Genomic DNA, 24,142 nt, shown 5'->3' with positions numbered 1-24,142 from the left:
CTTGGAAAAGCACCCCAAGTAACCAAGGGTGCTTGCTCTCGGTTTGGCCCGACTTCGTCGGGTTCCTTCACTCCGGTCCCGCTCCGTGGGCCCGCGCCGAACGGACATCCATGTCCTGACGGCGCTCTCGCCGCATCCATGCGGCTCGGCCCACTCCGCGAAACCTGCGTTCAGCCTGCACCCAAGTCGCGATAGGTGTCGTCTGAGGGTTATGTGTTTGAAGATCAAGATCAGAAGCAGATCAGAAGCAGATCGAGGGCGGGTCAGGCGCTAAGGACTTGTGGGAGTGAGCTTGCTCACGAAGGGGCCGGTACATGCATCGGATATGGGGTGTTTTGGATAAAGCATTCGCGAGCAAGCTCACTCCTACAGGGAGGGGGGCTATCAGCAAAAATGCCGGCGCCTGAGGTGGCCTCTTCCCGGCTAAAGCCGGTCCTACAAGGGCACCGAGTGCCGTCAGTGGAACCAGCTCCGACTGTAGGACCGGCTTCAGCCGGGAAGCTCTTGATCTGCTTTTGATCTTCGTACACAAAAAGCCCAAACGCCGCCAATCGCGACTTGGGTGCAGGCTGAACGCAGACGACGCGGAGTGGGCCGAGCGGCATGGATGCCGCGAGAGCGCCGTCAGGACATGGATGTCCGTTCGGCGCGGGCCCACGGAGCGTCGTCGGAGTGAGGGTATTCCGACGAAGGAGGAACCTAACCAGGAGCAAGCACCCTTGGTTACTTGGGGTGCTTTTCCAAGTAACTCGCCGAAGGCAAAACAGTCTGCCCCCAGGCAGACGCTGTTGATCTTGATCTGAGAAGGGCCAGTCGCCTAGACCACCTCCGCCCGATAGGGCAAATCCGGCCCCTCGCGCGTGCAGGTCACCGCCGCCGCAGCCACCGCAAACTCCAGCATCTTCGTCAGCGTTGGCTTATCCACCCCCGCCAGCGCGGCGGGTTCGTCCAGACCCCGCTCCGTCAGAAACGCAATCAACGCCGCCTGAAACGTATCCCCGGCACCCACCGTATCCACCGTCTCCACCTTGCGCGCCGCCACCGACCACGTGCCCAAATCCCGCGTAAACACCGTGGCGCCCTGACGGCCGCGGGTCATGATCACCCACTGGCAATTGTCCTTCAGCCAACCCTCGGCCACCGCTGCCGCCTCTTTGTCCGGATACAACAGCTCCAGGTCCTCATCACTGACCTTGATGATGTGCGCGTGCTCGGCGAACTTCGCCACCTGACTGCGCCACAGCTCGATGCTCGGCGCCGGGTTCAGGCGCACATTGGGATCGAACGTGATCAAGCGCTTGGCGCTTTCCCGCCGCACCAGCGTCAGCAGCGCGTCGGCGACCGGCTGCACCACCAGCGAGAACGAACCCACATGCAAGCCACGCACGCTGTCGTCCAGCGTCGGCAGATGCTCGACGCTCAGCATCCGGTCCGCGCAGCCTTCGCCGCGAAAACTGTACTGCGGCGAGCCGTCGGCGCCCACGGCGACCATCGACAGGGTGGTGGGTGCGTCGACAGGCACCAGAAAGTCATCGCGCACGCCTTCTTCCGCCAGCACTGTCAGCAGGCGCTTGCCCAGGTAATCGCTGGAAATCCCGGCAAAAAAACCGGCATCGATGCCCAGCCTGCGCAGGCCGACCGCGACGTTGAACGGCGAACCGCCGGCGATGGCCTGATACCCCACTTTGTTGCGTTGTCCGCTGTCCGGCTGACAGAAAAAGTCGAACAGTGCTTCGCCACAGACCAGATACATAGTTGCTCCATAAAGGCCGACGGGGCTGTCCGTCAGAGGCCCTGCAATTGAGTGCGATAGTGCTGATAAACCGCTTGGTACGCCGCAACGTGTTCGGCAACCGGTCGGGTTTCGCTGGCCGGGTCGAGGCTGACGCAACGCTCGGTCAGCGCCTGCAGCGATTCGCCGTCGCCGTCACCACCGGCATCGACGTGTGAATGACACCACGCCGCCTGAATCGCTGCGCCCAATGCGGCCGCTTCGGTGCCGGTGGTGCAGATGACCGGCGTGTCCATGATGTCGGCCACAATCTGCCGCCAGACCGCGCTTTTCGCGCCGCCGCCGATCAGGCGGATGTTATCGCTCTTAATGCCGCTGTCGCGCAACAGGTCCAGGCCGTAACGCAGGCCGAAGGTGGTGCCCTCGACCACCGCCCGGCACAAGTTGGCCTGGGTCAGATTGGTGCTGTCCAGCCCGAGAATGCTGCCGGTGGCGTGGGGCAGGGCAGGCACCCGCTCGCCGTTGAGGAAGGGCAGCACGAGCACGCCTTGTGCGCCAGTCGGCGAGGACGCCACGGCTGCGTTGAACGCGCCGATGTCCAGCGTAAACAGCTCGCGGATGGCACTGGTGGCGTTGGTCAGGTTCATGGTGCAGATCAGTGGCAGCCAGCCGCCCGACGAGGAGCAGAAGGTCGCCACCGACGGCTGCGCGCTGACATTGCCTGCTTCGGCAAAGGCGTAGACCGTGCCCGACGAACCCAGGCTCATGGTGATCGAGCCCGGCGCGATATTGCCGGTGCCGATGGCGCCCATCATGTTGTCGCCGCCGCCGCTGGAGACGATGGCCTTCGGGTTGAGGCCCAGTCGCTCGGCGATCGCGGGGAGAATCGTGCCGACCGGCTGATGCGCCTCGAGCAGCTCCGGCAGCGCCTTGATCAGCCGGCCACTGGGATCGATGTGCTGAAGGATGTCCAGGTCCCATGCGCGGGTGCGCACGTTGAAATAACCGGTGCCGGATGCATCGCCGAACTCGCTGCAACTGCGGCCGGTGAGCCAGTAATTGAGGTAGTCGTGGGGCAGCAGAATTTTGTCGATGCGGGCAAACAGCTCGGGAAACTGCTCTTTGCTCCACAGCAGTTTCGAGACCGTGTAGCCCGGCGCGATGGCGATACCCAGGCGCTCCAGCGACCCGGCTTCACCGCCCAGATACGTCAGCAGCCGATCATTTTCAGGCGCGGATTCCGTGTCGCACCACAGCTTGGCGGGGCGCAGCACCTGGCCTGTTTCGTCAAGCATGACCAGGCCATGTTGCTGCCCGGACACGCCAATGGCCTGGATGTCCGCGCCGGACACCCCGGCCTGCTGCAGGGCCGCGGCCGTGGCTTGTTCGAACGCATCGAGCCATTCCTGCACATCCTGCTCACGGCGACCGTTGGCGCCACTGATCATGTGGTGCGCACCCGAGCCTTCGCCCAGAACCTTGCCGCTGACCGCATCCAGAACAATCGCTTTGGTGCCTTGGGTACCGCAATCGATGCCGAGAAACATATTCACCTCTTCCCCTATGAAGCTCAGGCGGTTTTTGCTAACAGGTTTTCCAGGGTTTTGCTGACGCCCAATTGCTTCAGGCTGTTCAGGTTGTGTTCGAACGATGCCACGAACTCGGCGGACTGTGGAATCGCCGCACCGAAGATTTCTTCGACTTCAAGCAGCCGCTGAGTGACCAGCACGTCATCGGCCACCAGCGCCTTGCAAAAGTCCGCGCGCGGGTCGACGACGGTGTACGGAACGCCGTTCTCGCCGGTGAAATCGCCGGTGCGGTTGCCCTGCAGGTACAGCGCCCAGGCCGCAACCACCAGGGAAGCGCGGTCCATGTTGCCGCTGTCCAGGATCAGACGATTGATCGTCGGCACGGTGAATTTCGGGAATTTTGACGAGCCGTCGGAGCACACCCGCTCCAGCTGGTCGGCAATCGCCTGATTGGAGAACCGATCGATCAGGGTCTGTTTGTATTCGGTCAGGTCGATGCCCGGCACCGGCGCCAGTTGCGGGGTGACGTCCAGGTCCATGTAGGTGCGGATGTAGTCGACGAACAGCGTGTCGTTCATGGTTTCGTGGACGAAGCGATAGCCCTTCAGCGCGCCGAGGTAGGTCAGCGCCAGGTGGCTGCCGTTGAGCAGCTTGATCTTCATTTCTTCGTACGGGGTTACGTCGTCGGTGAACTGCACGCCGACCTTTTCCCAGGCCGGACGGCCGTTGACGAACTTGTCTTCCAGCACCCACTGCACGAAGGGTTCGCAGACCACCGGCCAGGCGTCGTCGATGCCTTTCTGGTCGTGCAGTTGCAGGCGGTGGGCGGTGCTGGTCATCGGCGTGATGCGATCGACCATGGCGTTGGGGAAGCTGACGTGTTCAGCGATCCAGTCATGCAGTTCCGGGTCGCGGAGTTGGGCGAAGGCCAGCAGGGCTTTGCGTGTCACCGCGCCGTTGTGCGGCAGGTTATCGCAGGACATCAGGGTGAACGCCGGGGTGCCTTCCGCGCGGCGGCGGGTCAAGGCGGCGCACAGGTAACCGAACACGGTTTTCGGCGTGGCGGGGTGTTCGAGGTCGTACTGGATCTGCGGCAGGTGGCTCATGAATTCGCCGGTGCTGTCGTCGATGCAGTAGCCGCCTTCGGTGATGGTCAGCGAGACGATGCGGATGTCCGGGCTGGCGAGTTTGTCGATCAGCGTCAGGTCACTATCGGTGGACATGAGCATCTGGCTCATGGCGCCGATCACCCGGGTTTCGGTGTCCGGGGTGTCGCCCAGCTCGAACAGCGTGTAGAGAAAGTCCTGGCCCTTCAGCGCCTCGAAATTGGCACGGTCTTCCTCGCGCAGGCTGACCCCGCAAATGGCCCAGTCCAGGCCTTCGCCGCTGCCTTCATTGGCCCCGAGGGACATCAGCGCATCGGTGTAAAACGCCTGGTGGGCGCGGTGAAAACCACCGACGCCGATGTGCGCGATACCCTGACGACGCTCGTCGAGGGCGTAGGCCGGGATGGCGATGCCGGCGCCCAGGTTGGAGAGGTTCTGCTTGTTCAGTTTCATGACGGTGTTCCCGAATGCTGTGGAGTGCGAGGGATCAGGCTGCGGCCTGCAGGGCGCGGCGGATGACCTGGCCCTGGGCGTCGAACAGGTGGCAATGGGCGCTGTTGAGGTGCAGTTTCAGGGTTTCGCCGTACTGGCTGGCCAGGTCCCCGCGAATGCGCATGGTCAGCGGCTCGCCGGAGATGGTGCGTACGTGGCAATAGGTGTCGCTGCCCAGGCGTTCGCTGACGTCGGCGATGACGGTCAGCTGGCAATCGCCTTCGTTGGCCAGCTCCAGGTGCTCGGGGCGAATCCCCAAGGTCACCGAGTCGCCGACGCTCTGTTGCGCGTTGGTGAAGGGCAGCAGGACTTTTGTCCCGGCGTCCAGGGTGACTTCACAGGCCGAGGCCTCGACGCCGCTGATGATGCCCTTGAGGAAGCCCATCTTCGGCGTGCCAAGAAAACCTGCGACGAACAGGTTGGCCGGGTGGTGGTACAGCTCCAGCGGCGAACCGACCTGTTCGACGCGACCGCCGTTGAGCACGACCACTTTGTCGGCCAGGGTCATGGCTTCGACCTGATCGTGGGTCACGTAGATCATCGTTGCCTGCAGCTCTTTGTGCAGGCGCGACAGCTCCAGGCGGGTCTGCACCCGCAGGGCGGCGTCGAGGTTGGACAGCGGTTCGTCGAACAGGAAGATCTTCGGGTTGCGCACGATGGCGCGACCGATTGCAACGCGCTGGCGTTGACCACCCGACAGCTGCTTGGGCTTGCGTTCCAGCAGCGGGCCCAGCTCGAGGATACGCGCGGCTTCGTCGACCTTTTTCTTGACCTCGGCCTTCGGCGTGCCAGCCAGGTCCAGGGCGAACGACAGGTTTTTGCCGACGGTCATGTGGGGGTACAGCGCGTAGGTTTGAAACACCATCGCCAGGTCGCGCTTGGCCGGGGTGACTTGGGTGATCTCGCGGCCATCCAGTTCAATGCTGCCGCTGGTAACGTCTTCAAGGCCCGCGATCAGGCGCAGCAGGGTGGATTTGCCACAGCCCGACGGACCGACGAAGACCACGAATTCACGGTCTTTCACGTCCAGGTCGATGCCTTTGATGATCTGGTGGCCGTCGAAGCCTTTTTGCAGATTTCTGATTGTCAGGTTAGCCATGAGGGGCTCCAGTTTTATTCTTCAAAGTTCAGAGGCTAAAAATCTGCGCGGGATCGTTACCACGCAGAGCGTGGAAACCATCATGTGTCGATCATTTCACCGCACCAAACGACAGCCCGCGGACCAATTGTTTCTGGCTGATCCAGCCGAAGATCAGGATTGGCGCGCAGGCCAGGGTCGACACCGCCGACAATTTGGCCCAGAACAACCCTTCAGGGCTGGAATACGAGGCGATCAACGCGGTCAGCGGGGCGGCATTCGAAGAGGTCAGGTTCAGTGACCAGAACGCCTCGTTCCAGCACAGGATCAGCGACAGCAGCGCCGTCGATGCCAGCCCGCCCTTGCAGATCGGGATCAGCACGCGAAAGATTTCCTGGCGCGTGGTGGCACCGTCCAGCCGCGACGCTTCGAGAATCTCCCCGGGGATGTCCTTGAAGTAGGTGTAAATCATCCAGACCACGATCGGCAGGTTGATCAGCGTGTAGATCACGATCAGCGCAATGCGCGAATCCAGCAGGCCGAAGGTCTTGGCCAGCAGGTAGATCGGCATCAGCACGCCCACCGGCGGCAGCATCTTGGTCGAGAGCATCCACAGCAGCGTGCCCTTGGTCCGTTTGGTTTCGAAAAACGCCATGGAGTAGGCCGCCGGCACCGCGATCAGCAGGCACAGGATCGTCGCGCTGAAAGAGATCAGGATCGAGTTCCAGGCGAAGTGGAAGTAGTCACTGCGCTCCTGGATGTGCAGGTAGTTTTCCAGGGTCGGTGTGAAGATGAACTGCGGCGGCGTGGCGAACGCGTCGATCTCGGTCTTGAAGCTGGTCAGGACCATCCAGAAGATCGGGAAGAAAATCAGCGCCGCGATCAGCCACGACAAGGTGCCGAGCAGGGCACTTTGCAGGCGACGGGATTGTTTGAGCGTCATCATGGCCTTGCCCTCAAGACTTGTCGGTGAGGTTTTTGCCGATCATCCGTACCAGGATGATCGCCGCAATGTTGGCGATCACGACGGCAATCAAGCCGCCCGCCGATGCCATGCCCACGTCGAATTGCAGCAGTGCCTGGTTGTAGATCAGGTACGCCAGATTGGTGGAAGCGAAGCCCGGGCCGCCGTTGGTGGTGGTGAAGATTTCGGCGAACACCGAGAGCAGGAAGATCGTTTCGATCATCACCACCACGGCGATCGGGCGCGCCAGGTGCGGCAGGGTCAGGTGCCAGAAGATGGCGATCGGGCCGGCGCCGTCCAGGCGCGCCGCTTCCTTCTGTTCCTGATCCAGGGACTGCATGGCGGTCATCAGAATCAGGATCGCGAAGGGCAGCCACTGCCACGACACAATGATGATGATCGACAGCATCGGGTAATTCGCCAGCCAGTCCACCGGCTGGGCACCGAACAGCTTCCAGACCCAGGCGAGAATCCCGGACACCGGGTGGAAAATCAGGTTCTTCCAGATCAGCGCGCTGACCGTCGGCATGATGAAGAACGGCGAAATCAGCAGCACGCGCACGATGCCGCGACCGAGAAACTCACTGGCTTCCAGCAACGCCGAGATCAGCACGCCGAGGATCACGCTGATGGCCAGCACACTGCCGACCAGCAACAGCGTGTTCATGGCGCCGGGCAGAAAGCCGGCATCGGTGACGAAGAATTCGAAGTTCTCCAGCCCGACGAATTCGTTTTCGCCGGGGTTGAGCAGGTTGTAGCGGATCAGCGAAAAGTAGATGGTCATGCCCAGCGGCACGATCATCCAGACCAGCAGCAACAGCACCGAGGGGCTGACCAGAAACCAGCCGGGCTTGGTGACGCTGCCCTTGGCAGACGACTTATCGTCAGCCGCGGCGGTGCGCGGGGTGAGGGTTGAGGTGTTCATGTTGACTCCGGACCGGGCAGAAGCGTGAGCGTGAACGTGGGCGGCAGGCAATCAGCGCCTGCCGCCTTGAAGCAGCGGGTGTCAGCCCTTTTTCGGGTAACCCGCGCGCTTCATTTCACGCTCGGCCACGCTTTGCGCGCTGGTCAATGCCTGATCCACGCTGGAGGTGCCCACCAGTGCTGCCGAGAACTGTTGGCCGACGGAGGTGCCGATCGACTGGAACTCGGGGATGGTCACCAACTGGATGCCCACATACGGCACCGGCTTGAGGGTCGGCGCTTTAGGCGTCACGGCCTTGAGGGATTCCAGGGTGATGTTGGCGAACGGCGCAGCCTGTTTGTAGGCATCGGTGTAGGTCGATGCGCGGGTGCCTGGCGGCACGTTGGACACGCCGTCTTTCTCGGCGACCAGCGCGGCGTACTCTTTGGACGTGGCCCATTCGGTGAAGGCGCGGGCGTCCTTGTCGTTCTTGGCGCTGGTCGGAATCGCCAGAGCCCACGAATACAGCCATGCCGAGCCTTTGTCGGTGACTTCGTGCGGCGCATAGGTGAAGCCTACGCTGTCGGCGACTTTACTTTGTGATTTGTCGGTGACGAACGAGCCGGCCACGCTGGCATCGACCCAGATTGCGCACTTGCCGCTGTTGAACAGGGCGAGGTTTTCGTTGAAGCCGTTGCTGGAGGCGCCGGGTGGGCCGTCCTTCTTCATGACGTTGGTGTAAAAGGTCAGCGCGTTCTTCCATTCAGGCTGGTCGAATTGCGGCTTCCACTGTTCGTCGAACCAGCGGGCGCCAAACGAGTTGGCGATGGTGGTGATCAGCGCCATGTTCTCGCCCCAGCCGGCCTTGCCGCGCAGGCAGATGCCGTACTGTTCCTTGGACTTGTCGGTGAGTTTGTCGGCGAATTCGGAGATCTGCGTCCAGGTCGGACGCTCCGGCATGGTCAGGCCGGCGGCCTTGAACAGGTCTTTGCGATAGTAGGTGATCGAGCTTTCTGCGTAGAACGGCAGGGCGAAGAGTTTGCCGTCGACCGACAAGCCGTCGCGTACCGAAGGAAATACGTCGTCCAGCGCGTAGGACGCCGGCAGGTCATTCATTTCCTTGAGCCAGCCCTTGGCACCCCAGAGTGAGGCTTCGTACATGCCGATGGTCAACACGTCGAACTGGCCGCCTTTGGTGGCGATGTCGGTGGTCAGGCGCTGACGCAGCACGTTCTCTTCCAGCACCACCCACTTGAGCTTGATGTCTTTGTGCTGTTCTTCGAAGGTCTTGGACAGCCGCTGCATGCGGATCATGTCGCTGTTGTTGACCGTGGCGATGGTCACATCACCCGCCGTGGCGGTGGTGCAGAGGGACAGGAGGGTCAGACAGGTACCGGCGAGGAGAACATTTGCAGAGGTCTTCATTTATCACTCCTCTTCTGCGCCCAGGCGGACGTCAGAAGCTTGGTTATTGTTTTTGTTTCTTCCGGAGGCCAGGAAGAATGTCAGCTGATTACAGCCTTGTGCGCGCTGGTTGACAAATCCTGCGGCGCACTTGAACTGATACTTTTTTGCACTGAGGTTTCCGACGGGCGCGCTGCACAACTGCGCCAGCGCGTGGGGCGGGGCAGTTCCAGCGTAGTTGATGGGTGCGACGGGGCAACGAATCAGTACAGGTTTTGTTCGGTCAGGCGCTGTACAGCGAGGCGTCGGTAGTGCGAGGGGGTCATGCCTTTGAGTTTCTGGAAACGTCGATTGAAGTTGGAGATGTTATTGAAACCTGACTCGAAGCAGACGTCGGTCACCGGCCGGTCGCCATCGGCGAGCAATTCACAGGACTTGCTGATCCGCAGCCGGTTGACGAATTCCACAAAGCAGCGCCCGGTGGCCTGCTTGAACACACGGGAAAAATAAGTCGGCTTCATGCCCAGGTATTCGGCCACTTCTTCCAGCGGCAGTTCGCGGGCGTAGTGGGTGAAGATGTATTCCACGGCTTTGTTGGTGCGCTCCACGGCGTGGTCGTCGGACAGCTGGGACGCGGTGGTGCCCGACAGCAACTGGAAATCATCACTGGCCGCCAGCACTTCCAGCAAAATGAAAAAGTGCCCCAGCCGGGTCATGCCCGTGGTGTCGGCGATTTTCTGCATCAGCTTGGTGGCCTGGCGGACGGTCCGCTTGCAGCGGAATTCAATGCCGTACCGGGCGCGCTCGAGCAACGGCGCCAGGGCCTTGAGTTCGGCAAACACCTGATTGCCGCTTTCGAGCAACTCTTCGGTGAAGTTCACCAGCATGTCGCGTTTGGGCACGACCTCGTCTTCCGCGATCTGACTGATCCAGTTATGGGGCAGATTGGGGCCGGTGAGGAACAGCGTCTCGGGGTAGAAATTGCCGATGTAATCGCCGACGAAGACCTTCCCGGAACTCGCAACGATCAGGTGCAGCTCGTATTCCTTGTGGAAATGCCAGCGCACCAGCGGACAGGGAAAGCCATGCTCACGGTAGATGATCGACAGACCGTTATGGTCATCCATCAGCTCATAGGCGGGGTCGGTGACTCTTGTTGTTTTGGTCATGCGTGTGCCGGTCTGGAGAATGGCGTGAGGTTAATGTGCACTATTTGTCGGGCGGAATACAGATACAGGCGTTAAACAGAGGCAGATGGGCGCGTGGCTTNACACGCGTTGGTTTTGGTAGGACCGGCTTCAGCCGGGAAAACGCCGTTTTGAGCACCATCAAACCTGCGGTGTGACGTCTGACGCGTTCCCGGCTAAAGCCAGTCCTACAGGCTACACGCGTTGGTTTTGGTAGGACCGGCTTCAGCCGGGAAGAGGCCAGTCTGAGCGCCATCAATTCTGCGCGTGCTGCTCATCTGCGCAGTGGACTAACCACACCCATCAACAACCCGATACGCTGATGCACCTTCTGCGAACGCCTTCAGAGAACCGCCACCCCATGAAAAAAATCCTCGTGATCGGCATCGGCGCAGGCAATCCCGAGCACATCACCATTCAGGCGATCAAGGCGCTGAACCGCACCCAGGTGTTTTTCATCCTCGACAAGGGCTACGCCAATGACGACCTGCTGGCGTTGCGCCGGGAGATTTGCGAGCGCTACATCGATGGCCATGACTATCGTCTGGTGCAGGTGAGCGATCCCCGGCGCAAGGACGATTCGCCGTCTTACCGCAGCGGGGTCGAACACTGGCACGAGCAGCGCGCCGTGTTGTTCGAGCAACTGATCGCCGATGAAGTAAAGGCGGGCGAGACCGGCGGGTTTCTGGTGTGGGGCGACCCGGCGCTGTATGACGGCACCCTGAAGATTCTCGATCAGGTGCTCGCCCGCGGCCGTGAGTCATTTGCCTACGACGTCATTCCCGGCATCACCAGCGTGCAGGCGCTCGCCGCCGGGCACCGCATCGGGCTGAACCGCATCGGCGAGCCGATCCACATCACCACCGGCCGGGAGCTTGCAGCGGAGCAGGGCGAGTACATCAGCAACAGTGTGGTGATGCTCGACGCCTATTGCACCTTCGAGCGGTTCGTCGATCAGGATTTACACATCTATTGGGGCGCCTACCTCGGCACCCCTGACGAGATGCTCATTTCAGGCCCGCTGCACGAGGTCAGTGCGCAGATACGTCAGGCGCGTGAAACTGCGCGGGCAGAGAAAGGCTGGATCATGGACACCTACCTGTTGCGCCGCGCCGTCCGCTAGATAAACGCTTCAGGCGTTCTTGTTCTTGGCCTCGATCCATTGAGACATGTACTGCGTGCTCTTGTGCTGATGATGGCGAAGCATGGCGCCGGTGAAGTGGGCCGCGCGATGGGCCTGCAGCGTGTCCCTCAGCGCCAGGATACGGTCGATCAGCACGGCGCAATGGCGGTCATGGCCAAAGCGCGCCGGCAGCAATTGCCAGCCGTCCAGTTGTGCCTGTTGCCAGCGCGCCTGATCGCTGTAAAGACTGACCGCCGCGTCTGCCAGCCCTTGCGCATCACAGGCCACGGCGCCAGGAAATGCCAGCTCGCCGTGCATGGCCTCGGCGCCGATGGGCGTCGTCACGGTGGGTGTGCCGCAGACCATGGCATCGATGATCTTGCCCTTGATTCCCGCGCCGAATCGCAACGGCGCCAGGGACACCCGCGCAGCGCCCATCACTTCCAGCGCGTCTTCGGCCCAGTTCATGATGTGAAACCCCTGGGCGGCGTTATGCAATGCCGCAGCCTTGGGCGGCGTGTAGGCGCCATACACATGAACCTGAGCAGTGGGCAGTTGCGCGCGAATCAGCGGCCAGACGGTGTTTTTCAGCCACAGCACGGCATCCCAGTTCGGGGCGTGGCGGAAATTGCCGATGGTGATGAAATGCGCCCGGTCTTCAAAGCTTCGCGGGCCAAGGGGCGCCTCGCGCGGCTCTCTTACCAGCAGCGGGACCCAATGGAGCTGAGCCGCGGGCACCGAAAACGCCTGGGTCAGCAGGTCGATTTCGACGTCGGAGACCATCAGGCTCAGGTCACTGCGGTGGATCGCGGCGATCTCGCGCTGGGCGAGGTCAGTGGTCGCCATCCGGGTGAACAGCTGATCCCGAGGCGTCTGGAAATACTCGGTCAGGTCAGCATCGGGTTTGCCGTCAAGCCTGTCCTTGACCGCCTGATGACGGGCATGGCGCAGGCTCTGCAGGTCGGACGTCTCAAGCAGGCGAAGGGCGTTCGGACAGTGTTTTTCCACCCGCCAGCCGAACTGCTCTTCCATCAGAAACTGGTCGAACAACACCACGTCGGGCTGCAGTTCTCTGATGAAGGCATCAAAGCTGCTGTGGTTGAGGGCAATGGCGACTTCCGTGATGCCCAGCGCGGCCAGGTCGGCCTTGTGCTCGCCTTCCGTGGCGGCGCTGGCGAACGTGATCCGCCAGCCCTGTTCGAGAAAACAGTCGATCAGTTGCATGACATGCCCGCTGGCCGCAGACGAACGCGGCTCGGGCCAGACGTAGCCAATGATCAGCACATGGATCGGGGATCGCTGCGCCGGGTGCTCAGTTGCCAAGAATGCTGTTTACCTTGTCGCGCAGCTGGTCGATGGAAAACGGCTTGCCGATATTGTGCATGCCCTCTGGCACATCAACGGAGTCCGCGTAGCCACTGGCAAACAGCACCGGAATGTCCTGGCGGATCTCACGCGCCTTTACGGCGAGATCTTTGCCGTTCATGTCGGGCAGGCCCAGGTCGGTCATCATCAGGTCGATGGTCCGGTCGGCGTTGTGCAGAACCGCGAGGGCCTCGCGGGCGTCGGCGGCTTCCAGCACGGTGTACTCAAGCTCCTCGAGGACGTCGACAATCAACATCCTGACGATGTTGTCATCTTCGACCACCAGAATCGTGCGGGGTGAATCGGACATGGCAAGTTCCTTAATTGGGCAGGGAGCGCATCGCACGGCATCGGGGCTTACAGCGTTTCGCTGGGGGCGCAATTGTGCCAAGTTCTGAGCCGCAACAACACGATTCAATTGAGTGTAATGGCTTTTTGGCTGCACTCAAATGTACAGTGCCGGCCTGATTGTTCCCGATCTAATGTCAGAAAATTCAATCTTCTACGTCGTACGCTGGAGTTTTTGCCGAGGTTTGCGGCAAACTCCGTCGTTTAGACGAGTCCGCCTGAGCCCTTGTGATGATCACCAACTCTGCAGTCGACGAGCAACGTTTCCGCAAACTGTTAAGCCGCAACGTCAGTTTACCTTTGGCCGTCGGCGTGCTGAGTGCGGCCTTCTTCGTCATTCTGATTTCCTACCTGTTGTCGGCGATCCAGTGGGTCGAACACACCGATCGGGTGATCAACAATATCAATCGCTCGCTCAAGCTGTCGGTGGACATGGAAACCGGTATGCGCGGCTTCCTGCTGACCGGCGACGAGCGCTTTCTCGATCCCTACGAGGTGGCCAAGCCGGCCATCAGCACCGAGCTCAAGGGGCTTGAAGAACTGGTCGCCGATAACCCGGATCAGGTCGATCGATTCAAGCGGCTGGCCGGGCTGCAAGCGTCGTGGGGCGAGTTCGCCCAAGAGATGATTACCCTTCGACGCACTGGCGGCGACTACCAGACGCAGATCCAGAATCGTCGCGGCAAGCGCCTGTCCGACGAGATGCGTGATCAATACGAGCAGGCGGCGGACATCGAGCATCAGCTGCGGCTGACACGCAACACCGACGTTACCCACACCACCGTGATGTCGGTCTCGTTGTACATCGCCTTTATTCTGATCGTCAGCGGGATCCTTGCCTGGGTCGGGCGTCGGGACATGACCACGCTGTCCGACACTTACGCCGCCAACCTCAAGGCCCAACAGCTGGACGCCGAGCGCTTGTCCCACGTCGCCTGGCTGCGCAACGGTCAGAGTGAACTGGCCGAGCAGGTCATCGGCCAGCTCACCCTCAACCTGCTGGGCCGCAACGTGCTGCATTTCTTCGCCCAGTACCTGGGTGCGGTCGTGGCGGCGGTGTACGTACGCCAGGAGCATGGCGGTCTGGTGCGCGTGGCGTCCTATGGTTTCTCCCGCGAGCAGGAACAGCACGAGCAGTCGATCTACAGCGGTGAAGGCGTGGTCGGCAAGGCGGCCGAGCAGGATCAGATCATCACCCTGGACAACGTCCCTCAGGACTATTTCAAAGTCACCTCCGGCCTGGGCGAAGGCTCACCGCGCAGCGTCGTGGTGGTGCCGACCAGCAACGATGACCACGTCAACGGGGTGATCGAGCTGGGCTTTCTTCGCGAGCTGACGCCGCGCGACCTGGAGTTCCTTGAGCTGGTGGCCGAGAACGTGGGCACCTCTATCGAGGCAGCCCGCTACCGTCAACGTTTGCAGGAAGTGCTCGCCGAAACCCAGCAGCTCAACGAAGAGCTTCAAGTGCAGCAGGAAGAACTGCGCACCGCCAATGAAGAGCTGGAAGAACAGTCGCGGATTCTCAAGGAGTCCCAGGCGCACCTGGAAATCCAGCAGGCAGAGCTTGAGCAGACCAACGAACAGTTGGCCGAGCAGAGCAAGGCGCTGGGCGACCAGCGTGATGCGCTGGACCGCAACAACGAAGAACTGCACATCGCACAGATTGAACTGGAAGCCCGCGCCGACGAGTTGCAGCGCTCAAGCAAGTACAAGTCCGAGTTCCTGGCCAACATGTCCCACGAGCTGCGCACGCCGCTGAACAGCTCGTTGATTCTGGCCAAGCTGCTGGCGGAAAACCCGCAGGACAACCTCACCGCCGAGCAGGTCAAGTTTGCCGAATCGATCTACTCCGCCGGCAATGACTTGCTCAACCTGATCAACGACATTCTGGACATCTCCAAAGTCGAAGCCGGCAAGCTCGACATGCGGCCGGAAAACAGCAGCGTCAGCCGCTTGGTCGAAGGCCTGCGCATGACCTTCGAACCGTTGGCGGCCGAGAAGAAGCTGGAGTTCTCGGTGGAGATCCAGTCAGGCACGCCGGTCTCGCTATACACCGATCGCCAGCGCCTGGAGCAGATCCTCAAGAACCTGCTGTCCAACGCCGTCAAGTTCACCGAAAGCGGCACCGTCAGCCTGACCGTGTCCCGTCAGCCGGGCGAGGGCGTGGCCTTCACCGTTCGCGACTCCGGGATCGGCATCGCCGAGGAGCAGCAGGAGAGCATTTTCGAAGCGTTCCGTCAGGCCGACGGCACCACCAATCGCCGTTACGGCGGCACGGGTCTGGGGCTGTCGATTTCCCGCGATCTGGCCCGCCTGCTGGGCGGTTCGATCAGCGTGACCAGCGCGCCGGGGCAGGGCAGTATTTTCACCCTGGTCATGCCGGAAGAGTACGTCGAAGTCGAGCCTTCACAGTACGTCGAGGGGCCAGCAGCGGCTGTGCAGCCTGCGCCGGTTCCAGCCCGCATCACGCCGCCTGCGCCTGTCGCTGCCAAGCCTGCGGCGGCGGCAACACCCATTCCGCGCTTCGCTGATGACCGCGAGAAGGCGCCGTTCAGCAATCGCTGCATCCTGGTCATCGAAGACGAAGTGCGCTTTGCCCACATCCTCTACGATCTGGCCCATGAACTGGGCTACAACTGCCTGGTGGCCCATGCCGCCGACGAAGGCTTCGACCTGGCCTCTTCGTTTATTCCGGACGCTGTGCTGCTGGACATGCGCCTGCCGGACCATTCCGGTCTGACGGTCCTGCAACGTCTGAAAGAGCTGCCAAGCACCCGCCACATCCCGGTGCACGTCATTTCCGTCGAAGACCGTCAGGAAGCGGCGCTGCAAATGGGCGCCATCGGCTACGCGGTCAAACCGACCACCCGCGAAGAGCTCAAGGATGTCTTCGCCCGCCTCGAAGCCAAGCTCACCCAGAAGGTCAAACGCATCCTGCTGGTCGAAGACGATGCCTTGCAGCGTGACAGCATCGCGCGCCTGATCGGCGACGATGACATCGAGATCACGGCAGTCGGCTTCGCTCAGGACGCCCTTGATCTGCTGCGCGACAACGCCTACGACTGCATGATCATCGACCTGAAGCTGCCGGACATGCTCGGCAACGAGTTGCTCAAGCGCATGTCCATCGACGAGATCTGCGCGTTCCCGCCGGTCATCGTCTACACCGGCCGCAACCTGACCCGTGACGAAGAAGCCGAGCTGCTGAAGTACTCGCGCACCATCATCATCAAAGGCGCGCGCTCGCCGGAGCGGTTGCTCGACGAGGTGACGCTGTTCCTGCACAAGGTCGAGTCGCAGATGTCGAACGAGCGCCAGAAGATGCTGAAGACCGCGCGCAGTCGCGACCGTGTGTTCGAAGGGCGCAAGATCCTCGTGGTCGACGACGACGTACGCAACATCTTCGCCCTGACCAGCGCGCTGGAGCACAAAGGCGCCATCGTCGAGGTGGGGCGCAATGGGCTGGAGGCGATCGAGAAGCTCAACACCGTCGAGGACATCGATCTGGTGCTGATGGACGTGATGATGCCGGAAATGGACGGCTACGAAGCCACCATCGAGATCCGCAAGAACCCGCGCTGGCGCAAGCTGCCGATCATTGCCGTGACGGCCAAAGCGATGAAGGACGATCAGGATCGCTGTCTGCAGGCCGGTTCCAACGACTACCTGGCCAAGCCGATTGACCTGGACCGGCTGTTCTCGCTGATTCGCGTGTGGATGCCGAAGATGGAACGTATCTGAATGAACCGGATCAATTGACCGCCTTTTTGCCCGATCCAGAGTGTTGCCGATGCACCAAGAACGAGACGCCGATATCGAGTTACGCTTGCTCATTGAAGCGATTTACTTGAAGTACAGCTACGATTTCCGCGATTACTCGGGTGCGTCGGTGAAACGACGTGTGGCCCACGCGTTGCGTCAATTTGAACTGAAGACCATTTCCGCGTTGCAGGAGCGGGTGCTGCATGACCCTTCGGCGTTCATGCAGCTGCTGCAATTCCTGACGATCCCGGTCAGCGAGATGTTCCGCGACCCGACGCACTTCCTGGCGATCCGCGAAGAAGTCGTGCCGCTGCTCAAGACCTATCCGTCGGTCAAAGTCTGGATTGCCGGGTGCAGCACCGGGGAGGAGGTTTACTCGATGGCGATCCTGCTGCGCGAGGAAGGCCTGCTCGATCGCACGATCATCTACGCCACCGACATCAATCCCAATTCGCTGGAGAAGGCCAAGCAAGGCATTTTCTCCATGGAAAACATGCGCGCCTACAACGAGAACTACATCAAGGCCGGCGGCAAGCGGCTGTTTTCGGAGTACTACACGGCCGCCTACGATTACGCGATCTTCGACAAGACCCTGCGGGAGAACGTCACCTTCGCCGATCACAGCCTGGCGACAGACAGCGTGTTCTCCGAAACACAGTTGATCTCCTGCCGCAATGTGCTGATCTACTTCAACAAGAAGCTGCAGGACCGCGCCTTCGGGCTGTTTCACGAGTCCCTGTGCCACCGCGGATTCCTCGTGCTGGGCAGCAAGGAAACCCTGGATTTCTCCGGGTACAAAAACCAGTTCGACCCTCTGGTCAAACTCGAGCGGATCTACCGCAAATCATGAGAAAGTCGTTTCCTTGCCCGTCCCCCGACCAGCCCGCGCTGCCGGCGGTGGACGCGATTGTGGTCGGCGCATCCGCCGGCGGTGTCGAAGCGCTGTTGAAGATTTTCCGTACGCTGCCCAAGGGCTACCGGTTGCCGATCGTTGCGGTGCTCCACGTGCCGGACCAGCGCCGCAGCCACCTGGCCGAGGTCTTCGCCATGAGCGTGGCCATGCCGGTCAAGGAGGCCGACGACAAGGAAACCATCGCGCCGGGCACGCTTTACTTCGCCGCGCCCGGGTATCACCTGTCGGTGGAGAATGATTTCAGTCTGTCATTGAGTCAGGAAGAACGGGTACATCATTCGCGCCCGAGCATCGACGTACTGTTCGAATCGGCTGCTGACGCGTACGGTAAGCGGCTGGCAGGGGTGCTGCTGACCGGCGCCAGCAGCGACGGCGCGCGCGGTACCGCAAAAATCAAAGAGTACGGTGGCCTCACCGTGGTCCAGGACCCGGCACAAGCGCTCGTGCGAACCATGCCCGAGGCGGCGCTTGCCCTTCATACGCCGGATTTTCTATTGCCTTTGCCCGACATTGGGTCCCTGCTTGTCGAGCTGGAACGAATTGCATGCTGAGTGAAATCAAAGCCAAACTGCTGATCGTGGATGATCTGCCGGAGAACCTGCTCGCGCTTGAAGCGTTGATCAAGCGTGAGGACCGTCAGGTGTTCAAGGCGTTGTCTGCTGATGAGGCGTTGTCGTTGCTGCTCGAACACGAGTTCGCGATGGCGATTCTCGACGTGCAGATGCCAGGGATGAACGGCTTCGAACTCGCCGAGCTGATGCGCGGCACGGAGAAGACCAAGAACATCCCCATCGTGTTCGTCAGTGCCGCCGGGCGAGAGCTCAATTACGCGTTCAAGGGTTATGAAAGCGGTGCCGTGGATTTCCTGCACAAGCCCCTCGATATTCATGCGGTGAAGAGCAAGGTCAACGTCTTCGTCGACCTGTATCGCCAGCGCAAGGTCCTCAAGCAGCAACTCGATGAGCTCGAACGCAGCCGCGCGGAACAGGAAGCCCTGATGCAGGAGCTGAAGTCGACCCAGAGCGAGCTGGAGCGTGCGATCCGCATGCGCGATGACTTCATGTCGATCGTCTCCCACGAGGTGCGCACGCCGCTCAACGGGCTGATTCTGGAGACCCAGCTGCGCAAGCTGCACTTGGCCAAGGACAATGCGTCGGCGTTCACCATGGAGAAACTGCGGGCCATGGTGGATCGTGATGAGCGGCAGATCCAGAGCCTGATTCGCTTGATCGAGGACATGCTCGATGTGTCGCGGATTCGTACGGGCAAGCTGTCGATTCGGACCAGTCCTTTTGATTTGTCGGAGTTGGTGGTCAATCTGGTGGAGAGCTATTCCGCGCAGATCGCCGCCGCCGGCAGCGCGGTGACGCTGCATGCGACGACGCCGGTGATTGGGGTGTGGGATGAGTTTCGCATCGAGCAGGTGGTGGCGAATCTGTTGACCAATGCGTTGCGCTACGGCGCGCATAAGCCGATTGAGTTGCGCGTTTACAGCGAGGCCGGTGAGGCGCGGGTGGAGGTGCGCGATCACGGGATCGGGATCAGTCCGGAAAACCAGAAGCGTATTTTTCAGCAGTTCGAGCGGGTCGCGGCCAGTCATGCGGTGGCGGGGCTTGGCCTTGGGTTGTTTATTTCCGACCAGATAGTGGGCGCCCATGGCGGGCGGATCAGTGTCGAGAGCGAGGAAGGGGCGGGGTCGATGTTTCGGGTTTCATTGCCGCTCTGATCAAGATATCTAAGATCAAGATCACAAGCGTCTGCCTGGGGGCAGACTGTTTCGCCTTCGGCGAGTTACTTTTAAAAAGCACTAAAAGTAACCAAAAGTGCTTGCTCCTGGTTGGGTTCCTCCTTCGTCGGAATACCTTCACTCCGGGCCCACGGAACGGGACCGGAGTGAAGGAACCCTGACGAAGGAAGGGCCCAACCGAGAGCAAGCACCCTTGGTTACTTGGGGTGCTTTTCCAAGTAACTCGCCAAAGGCGAAACAGGAGGCCGTTAGGCCGACCCATCTGGCCTTCAATCAAATAACTGAACACCCTGCGCAACCTCCAGCGCGGGCCATGGTCGTAATGGCAGCTATCTATAAGATCAAAGGCGTTCAAATGAGCTCTGATGCAGAAAATGTCGTACTCATCGTCGAAGACGAGCCGCTCATTCTGATGCTGCTCTCCGACTACCTGTCGGGCGAAGGCTATCGGGTGTTGCAGGCGGAGAACGGCGAGCAGGCGTTCGAAATTCTTGCCACCAAACCCCACCTCGATTTGATGATCACCGATTACCGCCTGCCCGGCGGCGTTTCCGGCGTCATGATCGCCGAGCCCGCCGTCAAGCTGCGACCGGAACTCAAGGTCATCTTCATCAGCGGCTACCCGGCTGAGATCGTTGATTGCGGCAGCCCGATCACCAAAAAAGCGCCCATCCTCGCCAAGCCGTTCACCATGGAAACGCTGCACTCGAAGATTCAGACCCTGCTCAACTGATTCTGCTGCCCCTTAGATACAAACAACAAAGCCGGCAATCGCCGGCTTTTGTGTCAACCCCTCTCGCGTCAACCCTCGATCATTTCCCGTACCTTGGCCGTCAGTTGGTCAAAGGCAAAAGGCTTGGTGATCATCTGCATGCCTTCTTCCAGGAACCCCGAGCGAGCACTGGCGTTTTCCGCATAACCGGTGATGAACAGTACTTTCAGGTCCGCGCGCAGCTGCCGGCCAATGTCCGCCAACTGCCGTCCATTCATGCCCGGCAGGCCGACGTCGCTGATCATCAGGTCAATGCGCTGGCTCGATTCCAGAATCGGAATCGCGCCGACCGCATCACCGGCTTCGACGTACGCGTAACCCAGTTCGCTCAGCACCTGGCTGACCAGCGCGCGCACGGCCGGATCGTCCTCAACCAGCAGAATGGTCTCGCCCTCACGGGCCTGCGGTGTGTCGTTGGGCAGGGCGGGGCCCTCCTGCTGCGCCGCGCCCTGATAACGCGGCAGGAACAGCTGCACCGTGGTGCCGTCGCCGACCTGGCTCTCTATCGCCACGTGGCCGTGAGACTGCTTGCTGAAGCCGTAGATCATCGACAGGCCGAGGCCGGTGCCCTGGCCGATCGGCTTGGTGGTGAAAAACGGATCGAAGGCCCGGCTGATGACGTTCTCCGGCATCCCGCAGCCCGTGTCGCGCACACTGAGCACCACGTAGTCACCTGGCAGCAGGTTCTCGTAAGCGTTGGTGAAGTCGCGGTCGAGGCGGCGGTTGAAGGTCTCGATCATCAGCATGCCGCCCTCGGGCATGGCGTCGCGGGCGTTGAGCACCAGGTTGAGCAGGGCGCTTTCAAGCTGGTTCGGGTCGGCCTCGGCAGTCCACAGTTCCGGGTCCAGGCACATGTCCAGGCGGATGCTCTCGTTGACGCTGCGATTCAGCAGTTCACCCATGGAGTTGACCAGGTCATTCATCAGGACCGGCTTGGGGTCCAGCGACTGACGGCGCGAGAACGCCAGCAAGCGGTGGGTCAGGGCGGCGGCGCGATTGGCCGAGGTCACACCCAGGTCAATCAGGCCATCAAGGTCGTCGGTGCGCCCCCGTGCCAGACGGCGCCTGAGCAGTTCGAGGCTGCCGATGATGCCGGTGAGCATGTTGTTGAAGTCGTGGGCGATACCGCCGGTAAGCTGGCCCACTGCTTCCATTTTCTGCGACTGACGCAGGATTTCTTCGTTGTGGCGCAACTGTGAAGTGCGTTCCTCGACCTGCTGCTCCAGGGTTTCGTTGAGCCGGCGCAGCTGCTGCTCGGCCAGCTTGCGTTCGGTGATGTCCGAGGTGACCCCGGACAGCAGGCTGACGCGGCCATTGCGCGCGCGGATCGCCCGAGCCCTGATGTCCATCCAGTGGACCGAGCCGTCCGGCCAGACGTTGCGGAACTCGATGATGAAATCGGCCCCGCTGTCCAGGGTGTGCTGAAGCACCGACTGCATGCGCGGCTGATCTTCGGGGTGCACCGCGCTTAGCCAGTCTTCATAGGAGAGCGTGTCGCGCTCGTCCCAGCCAAAGTGCGCTTTGGTGATGTCCGAGCATTCCAGCGCGAGGAATTCAGTGTCGAGCTGCCAGGAACCCAGTCGCCCGGCTTTCAGCGCATGTTGCAGGCGCTGCTCGCTTTCCAGCAATTCTTCCAGGCGGCTGCGGGCTTCATATTGTCGTCGACGCCCGCGGACCGCGGTGCTCACCAGGCTGATCAGCGTGGCAGGGTGGAACGGCCGCTCCAGGAACGTGACGTTGCCGAGCATCTTGCCCAGGTGCGCCGAGGGGTTCTGTTTCGGGCCGCCGTGGTGGGTCAGCAACACGATGGGGAAGTCCGACCAGGCCGGTTGATTGGCCAGCAGGCTGAGCAGCGGATTGATGTCCGCGCTGCGCAACGCCTCATCGGCGATGATCGCCAGGCCGGCACCGGACATCAGCTCACTGCACAGCTGCGTCAGGTCATGGGTGATGATCGCCGGATAGCCGGCTTCCTGGAGCATGGTCAACGCGATCTGGCTGTCGCGTCCGAGAGGGGCCAGAATAATGGCCCGCTCCGATAACTGTCCCGGAGTGCTCACGCGTCGGTGTCCTGCAGCAGCGGGGTGCGATCACCGAGGTATTGCGGGATACCCCTCAACACGCCCTGAAAGGCTTCCAGCGGTTCGCCGATGGTCATGCCGGACGCACTGATGCGGTATTCACGAATGGTTGACTCATGGGTGCCTGTGCGTTTTTTGATGACGGAAATGGCCCGACGGACCTGACCCAGTGCTTCGAAATAACGCAGCAGGATCACCGAATCGGCGAGATAGGTAATGTCGACTGGCGTCTGCATGTCGCCGACCAGGCCGTGCTGGGCGACGGTCATGAACGTCGAGGCGCCGTGACGGTTGAGGTAGAGCAGCAACTCGTGGACGTGCAGGACCAGCGCGTTCTCTTCAGGCATCGCGGCCTGGTAACCGTTGAGGCTGTCGATCACCACGGTCTGAATGCCCATTTCGTCGACGCAGCGGCGAACGCGGTGGGCAAATTCGCCCGGCGACAATTCAGCGGCGTCGACTTGCTCGATGAGCAGGTTGCCGGTTTCTTCAAGTGCGTGAAGATCAATGCCGAGTTTGCTCATCCGGGTGTACAGCAGGCCAAGTTCTTCATCGAAGATAAACAGCGCGGCCTTCTCGCCGCGCTCCACCGCCGCGGCGGCGAATTTCAACGCGATCAGCGATTTGCCGGTGCCCGCAGGCCCCAGGATCACCGTGCTGGAACCGCTGTCCAGACCGCCACCGAGCAGGGCGTCGACTTCCTTGATGCCGCTGCTCAGCTGGCGGCTGACGTAGCCAGCCCGGTGCTCGGCCGCTACCAGACGCGGGAACACCTGAATGCCGTCGTCCATGATGTTGAAGTCGTGATAGCCGCCGCGGTACTTCTGGCCGCGGTACTTCACCACCCGAAGGCGTCGGCGTTCGGCGCCGTAGGTAGGCGTCTGACCTTCGAGTCGGATCACGCCGTGGGCCACGCTGTGCACGGTTTTGTCCAGGGATTCAGTGGTGAGGTCGTCGAGCAGTACGACGGTGGTGTCGTAGCGCGCGAAGTAATGCTTGATCGCCAGGATCTGCCGGCGATAGCGCAGTGAACTCTGCGCCAGCAGGCGGATTTCCGAGAGGCTGTCGATGATCACCCGCGAAGGTTTGACCTGCTCGACAATTTCGAAAATCTGCTTGGTGGCCTCGCCCAGTTCAAGGTCGGAGGAGTACAGCAAGCTCTGCTGATGGGCCGCATTCAACAAATCTTCAGGGGGGGTGAGCTCGAATACCGAGATGTTCTCGTCCAGCTCCCAACCATGGGAGCGTGCGCCATCGCGCAATTCGCGTTCGGTTTCAGACAGCGTGATGTACAGACCACGCTCGCCCGCCGCCGAGCCTGCCAGCAGAAACTGCAGCGCGACGGTGGTCTTGCCGGTGCCGGGCTCTCCTTCCAGGAGAAACACGTGGCTGCGCGAAAGACCACCCGCAAGGATGTCATCCAGGCCCACGATACCGGTTGCCGCTTTTGATGTAGTCAAGAATCGCCCTCTTGCGACCTGAGAAAAGGTCGGGCGCCGAAACAGGTTCGAACGCCCCCGGCAGACATGTTCGGAAGGTCCGATTCCATGCAGCCATGACTCTGGACCTTTGCCGCCTGAGACCGTTCAGTTTATTGCTGGCCGACCGATGGCATCCCCGGAACGCAACGGGTTC

At 61.2% G+C, this 24,142-nt stretch carries 18 protein-coding genes; 6 read left to right on the top strand and 12 right to left on the bottom strand.

Features of this window, described 5'->3' with window-relative positions:
* Positions 1-817: 817 nt before the first annotated feature.
* The 8 genes from IFT99_RS24505 to IFT99_RS24470 all read right to left on the bottom strand — a co-directional run bounded on the left by IFT99_RS24505 (position 818) and on the right by IFT99_RS24470 (position 10,378).
* On the bottom strand, positions 818-1,753 hold the full coding sequence (locus tag IFT99_RS24505) for a carbohydrate kinase family protein (protein ID WP_192135734.1): 936 nt from the start codon (positions 1,751-1,753) through the stop codon (positions 818-820).
* A gap of 32 nt (positions 1,754-1,785) precedes the next feature.
* Positions 1,786-3,279, bottom strand: a complete 1,494-nt coding sequence (gene xylB / locus IFT99_RS24500) for a xylulokinase (protein ID WP_192135732.1) — start codon at positions 3,277-3,279, stop codon at positions 1,786-1,788.
* 23 nt (positions 3,280-3,302) lie between these two features.
* Positions 3,303-4,820 carry a mannitol dehydrogenase family protein gene (locus IFT99_RS24495; RefSeq protein ID WP_192135730.1) on the bottom strand — a complete coding sequence of 506 codons (1,518 nt, stop codon included), beginning with the start codon at positions 4,818-4,820 and terminating at the stop codon, positions 3,303-3,305.
* A 34-nt stretch (positions 4,821-4,854) separates the two neighbouring features.
* The gene (locus IFT99_RS24490; RefSeq protein ID WP_065991390.1) at positions 4,855-5,958 is read right to left on the bottom strand and encodes an ABC transporter ATP-binding protein; all 1,104 of its coding nucleotides are present in this window, start codon (positions 5,956-5,958) and stop codon (positions 4,855-4,857) included.
* Between the two features lie 91 nt (positions 5,959-6,049).
* Positions 6,050-6,883 (bottom strand): carbohydrate ABC transporter permease, encoded by an 834-nt coding sequence (locus tag IFT99_RS24485; RefSeq protein WP_065991391.1) that lies wholly within the window; start codon positions 6,881-6,883, stop codon positions 6,050-6,052.
* A gap of 10 nt (positions 6,884-6,893) precedes the next feature.
* Entirely contained in the window at positions 6,894-7,826 is a 933-nt protein-coding gene (locus IFT99_RS24480; protein WP_065991392.1) for a carbohydrate ABC transporter permease, read from the bottom strand.
* A gap of 81 nt (positions 7,827-7,907) precedes the next feature.
* Positions 7,908-9,230, bottom strand: a complete 1,323-nt coding sequence (locus IFT99_RS24475) for an ABC transporter substrate-binding protein (protein ID WP_192135728.1) — start codon at positions 9,228-9,230, stop codon at positions 7,908-7,910.
* 242 nt (positions 9,231-9,472) lie between these two features.
* A complete protein-coding gene (locus tag IFT99_RS24470) occupies positions 9,473-10,378 on the bottom strand; it encodes an AraC family transcriptional regulator (protein ID WP_065991394.1) in 906 nt (301 codons plus the stop codon).
* A 379-nt stretch (positions 10,379-10,757) separates the two neighbouring features.
* Here IFT99_RS24470 and cobF point away from each other — a divergent pair, with 379 nt between their 5' ends.
* Complete coding sequence (cobF, locus tag IFT99_RS24465) at positions 10,758-11,519, top strand: precorrin-6A synthase (deacetylating) (RefSeq protein ID WP_192135726.1); 762 nt, start codon at positions 10,758-10,760, stop codon at positions 11,517-11,519.
* 9 nt (positions 11,520-11,528) lie between these two features.
* Here cobF and IFT99_RS24460 read toward each other — a convergent pair whose 3' ends face one another.
* Positions 11,529-12,842: a glycosyltransferase gene (locus IFT99_RS24460; protein WP_244657066.1), complete on the bottom strand. Its 1,314-nt coding sequence runs from the start codon at positions 12,840-12,842 to the stop codon at positions 11,529-11,531.
* Positions 12,832-13,194 (bottom strand): response regulator, encoded by a 363-nt coding sequence (locus IFT99_RS24455; RefSeq protein ID WP_192135724.1) that lies wholly within the window; start codon positions 13,192-13,194, stop codon positions 12,832-12,834. Before IFT99_RS24455 ends, IFT99_RS24460 begins: the two co-directional genes overlap by 11 nt.
* Positions 13,195-13,463: 269 nt before the next feature.
* Here IFT99_RS24455 and IFT99_RS24450 point away from each other — a divergent pair, with 269 nt between their 5' ends.
* From IFT99_RS24450 to IFT99_RS24430, 5 genes are all read left to right on the top strand, one after another.
* Entirely contained in the window at positions 13,464-16,973 is a 3,510-nt protein-coding gene (locus IFT99_RS24450; RefSeq protein ID WP_192135722.1) for a response regulator, read from the top strand.
* A 49-nt stretch (positions 16,974-17,022) separates the two neighbouring features.
* The gene (locus tag IFT99_RS24445; protein ID WP_065991398.1) at positions 17,023-17,844 is read left to right on the top strand and encodes a CheR family methyltransferase; all 822 of its coding nucleotides are present in this window, start codon (positions 17,023-17,025) and stop codon (positions 17,842-17,844) included.
* A complete protein-coding gene (locus tag IFT99_RS24440; RefSeq protein WP_192135720.1) occupies positions 17,841-18,458 on the top strand; it encodes a chemotaxis protein CheB in 618 nt (205 codons plus the stop codon). The genes IFT99_RS24445 and IFT99_RS24440 overlap by 4 nt, the downstream gene beginning before the upstream one ends.
* A complete protein-coding gene (locus IFT99_RS24435; protein WP_192135718.1) occupies positions 18,452-19,633 on the top strand; it encodes a hybrid sensor histidine kinase/response regulator in 1,182 nt (393 codons plus the stop codon). The genes IFT99_RS24440 and IFT99_RS24435 overlap by 7 nt, the downstream gene beginning before the upstream one ends.
* Before the next feature lie 376 nt (positions 19,634-20,009).
* On the top strand, positions 20,010-20,387 hold the full coding sequence (locus IFT99_RS24430) for a response regulator (RefSeq protein ID WP_065991401.1): 378 nt from the start codon (positions 20,010-20,012) through the stop codon (positions 20,385-20,387).
* Between the two features lie 68 nt (positions 20,388-20,455).
* Here IFT99_RS24430 and IFT99_RS24425 read toward each other — a convergent pair whose 3' ends face one another.
* Complete coding sequence (locus IFT99_RS24425; protein ID WP_192135716.1) at positions 20,456-22,486, bottom strand: response regulator; 2,031 nt, start codon at positions 22,484-22,486, stop codon at positions 20,456-20,458.
* Complete coding sequence (locus tag IFT99_RS24420) at positions 22,483-23,967, bottom strand: ATPase domain-containing protein (RefSeq protein WP_192135714.1); 1,485 nt, start codon at positions 23,965-23,967, stop codon at positions 22,483-22,485. The genes IFT99_RS24425 and IFT99_RS24420 overlap by 4 nt, the downstream gene beginning before the upstream one ends.
* Between the last annotated feature and the right edge of the window lie 175 nt (positions 23,968-24,142).

It is taken from the genome of Pseudomonas sp. CFBP 8772, from assembly GCF_014841665.1.
GTDB classification, from domain to species: domain Bacteria; phylum Pseudomonadota; class Gammaproteobacteria; order Pseudomonadales; family Pseudomonadaceae; genus Aquipseudomonas; species Aquipseudomonas graminis_B.
This window is presented reverse-complemented; position numbering and strand designations above follow the sequence as displayed.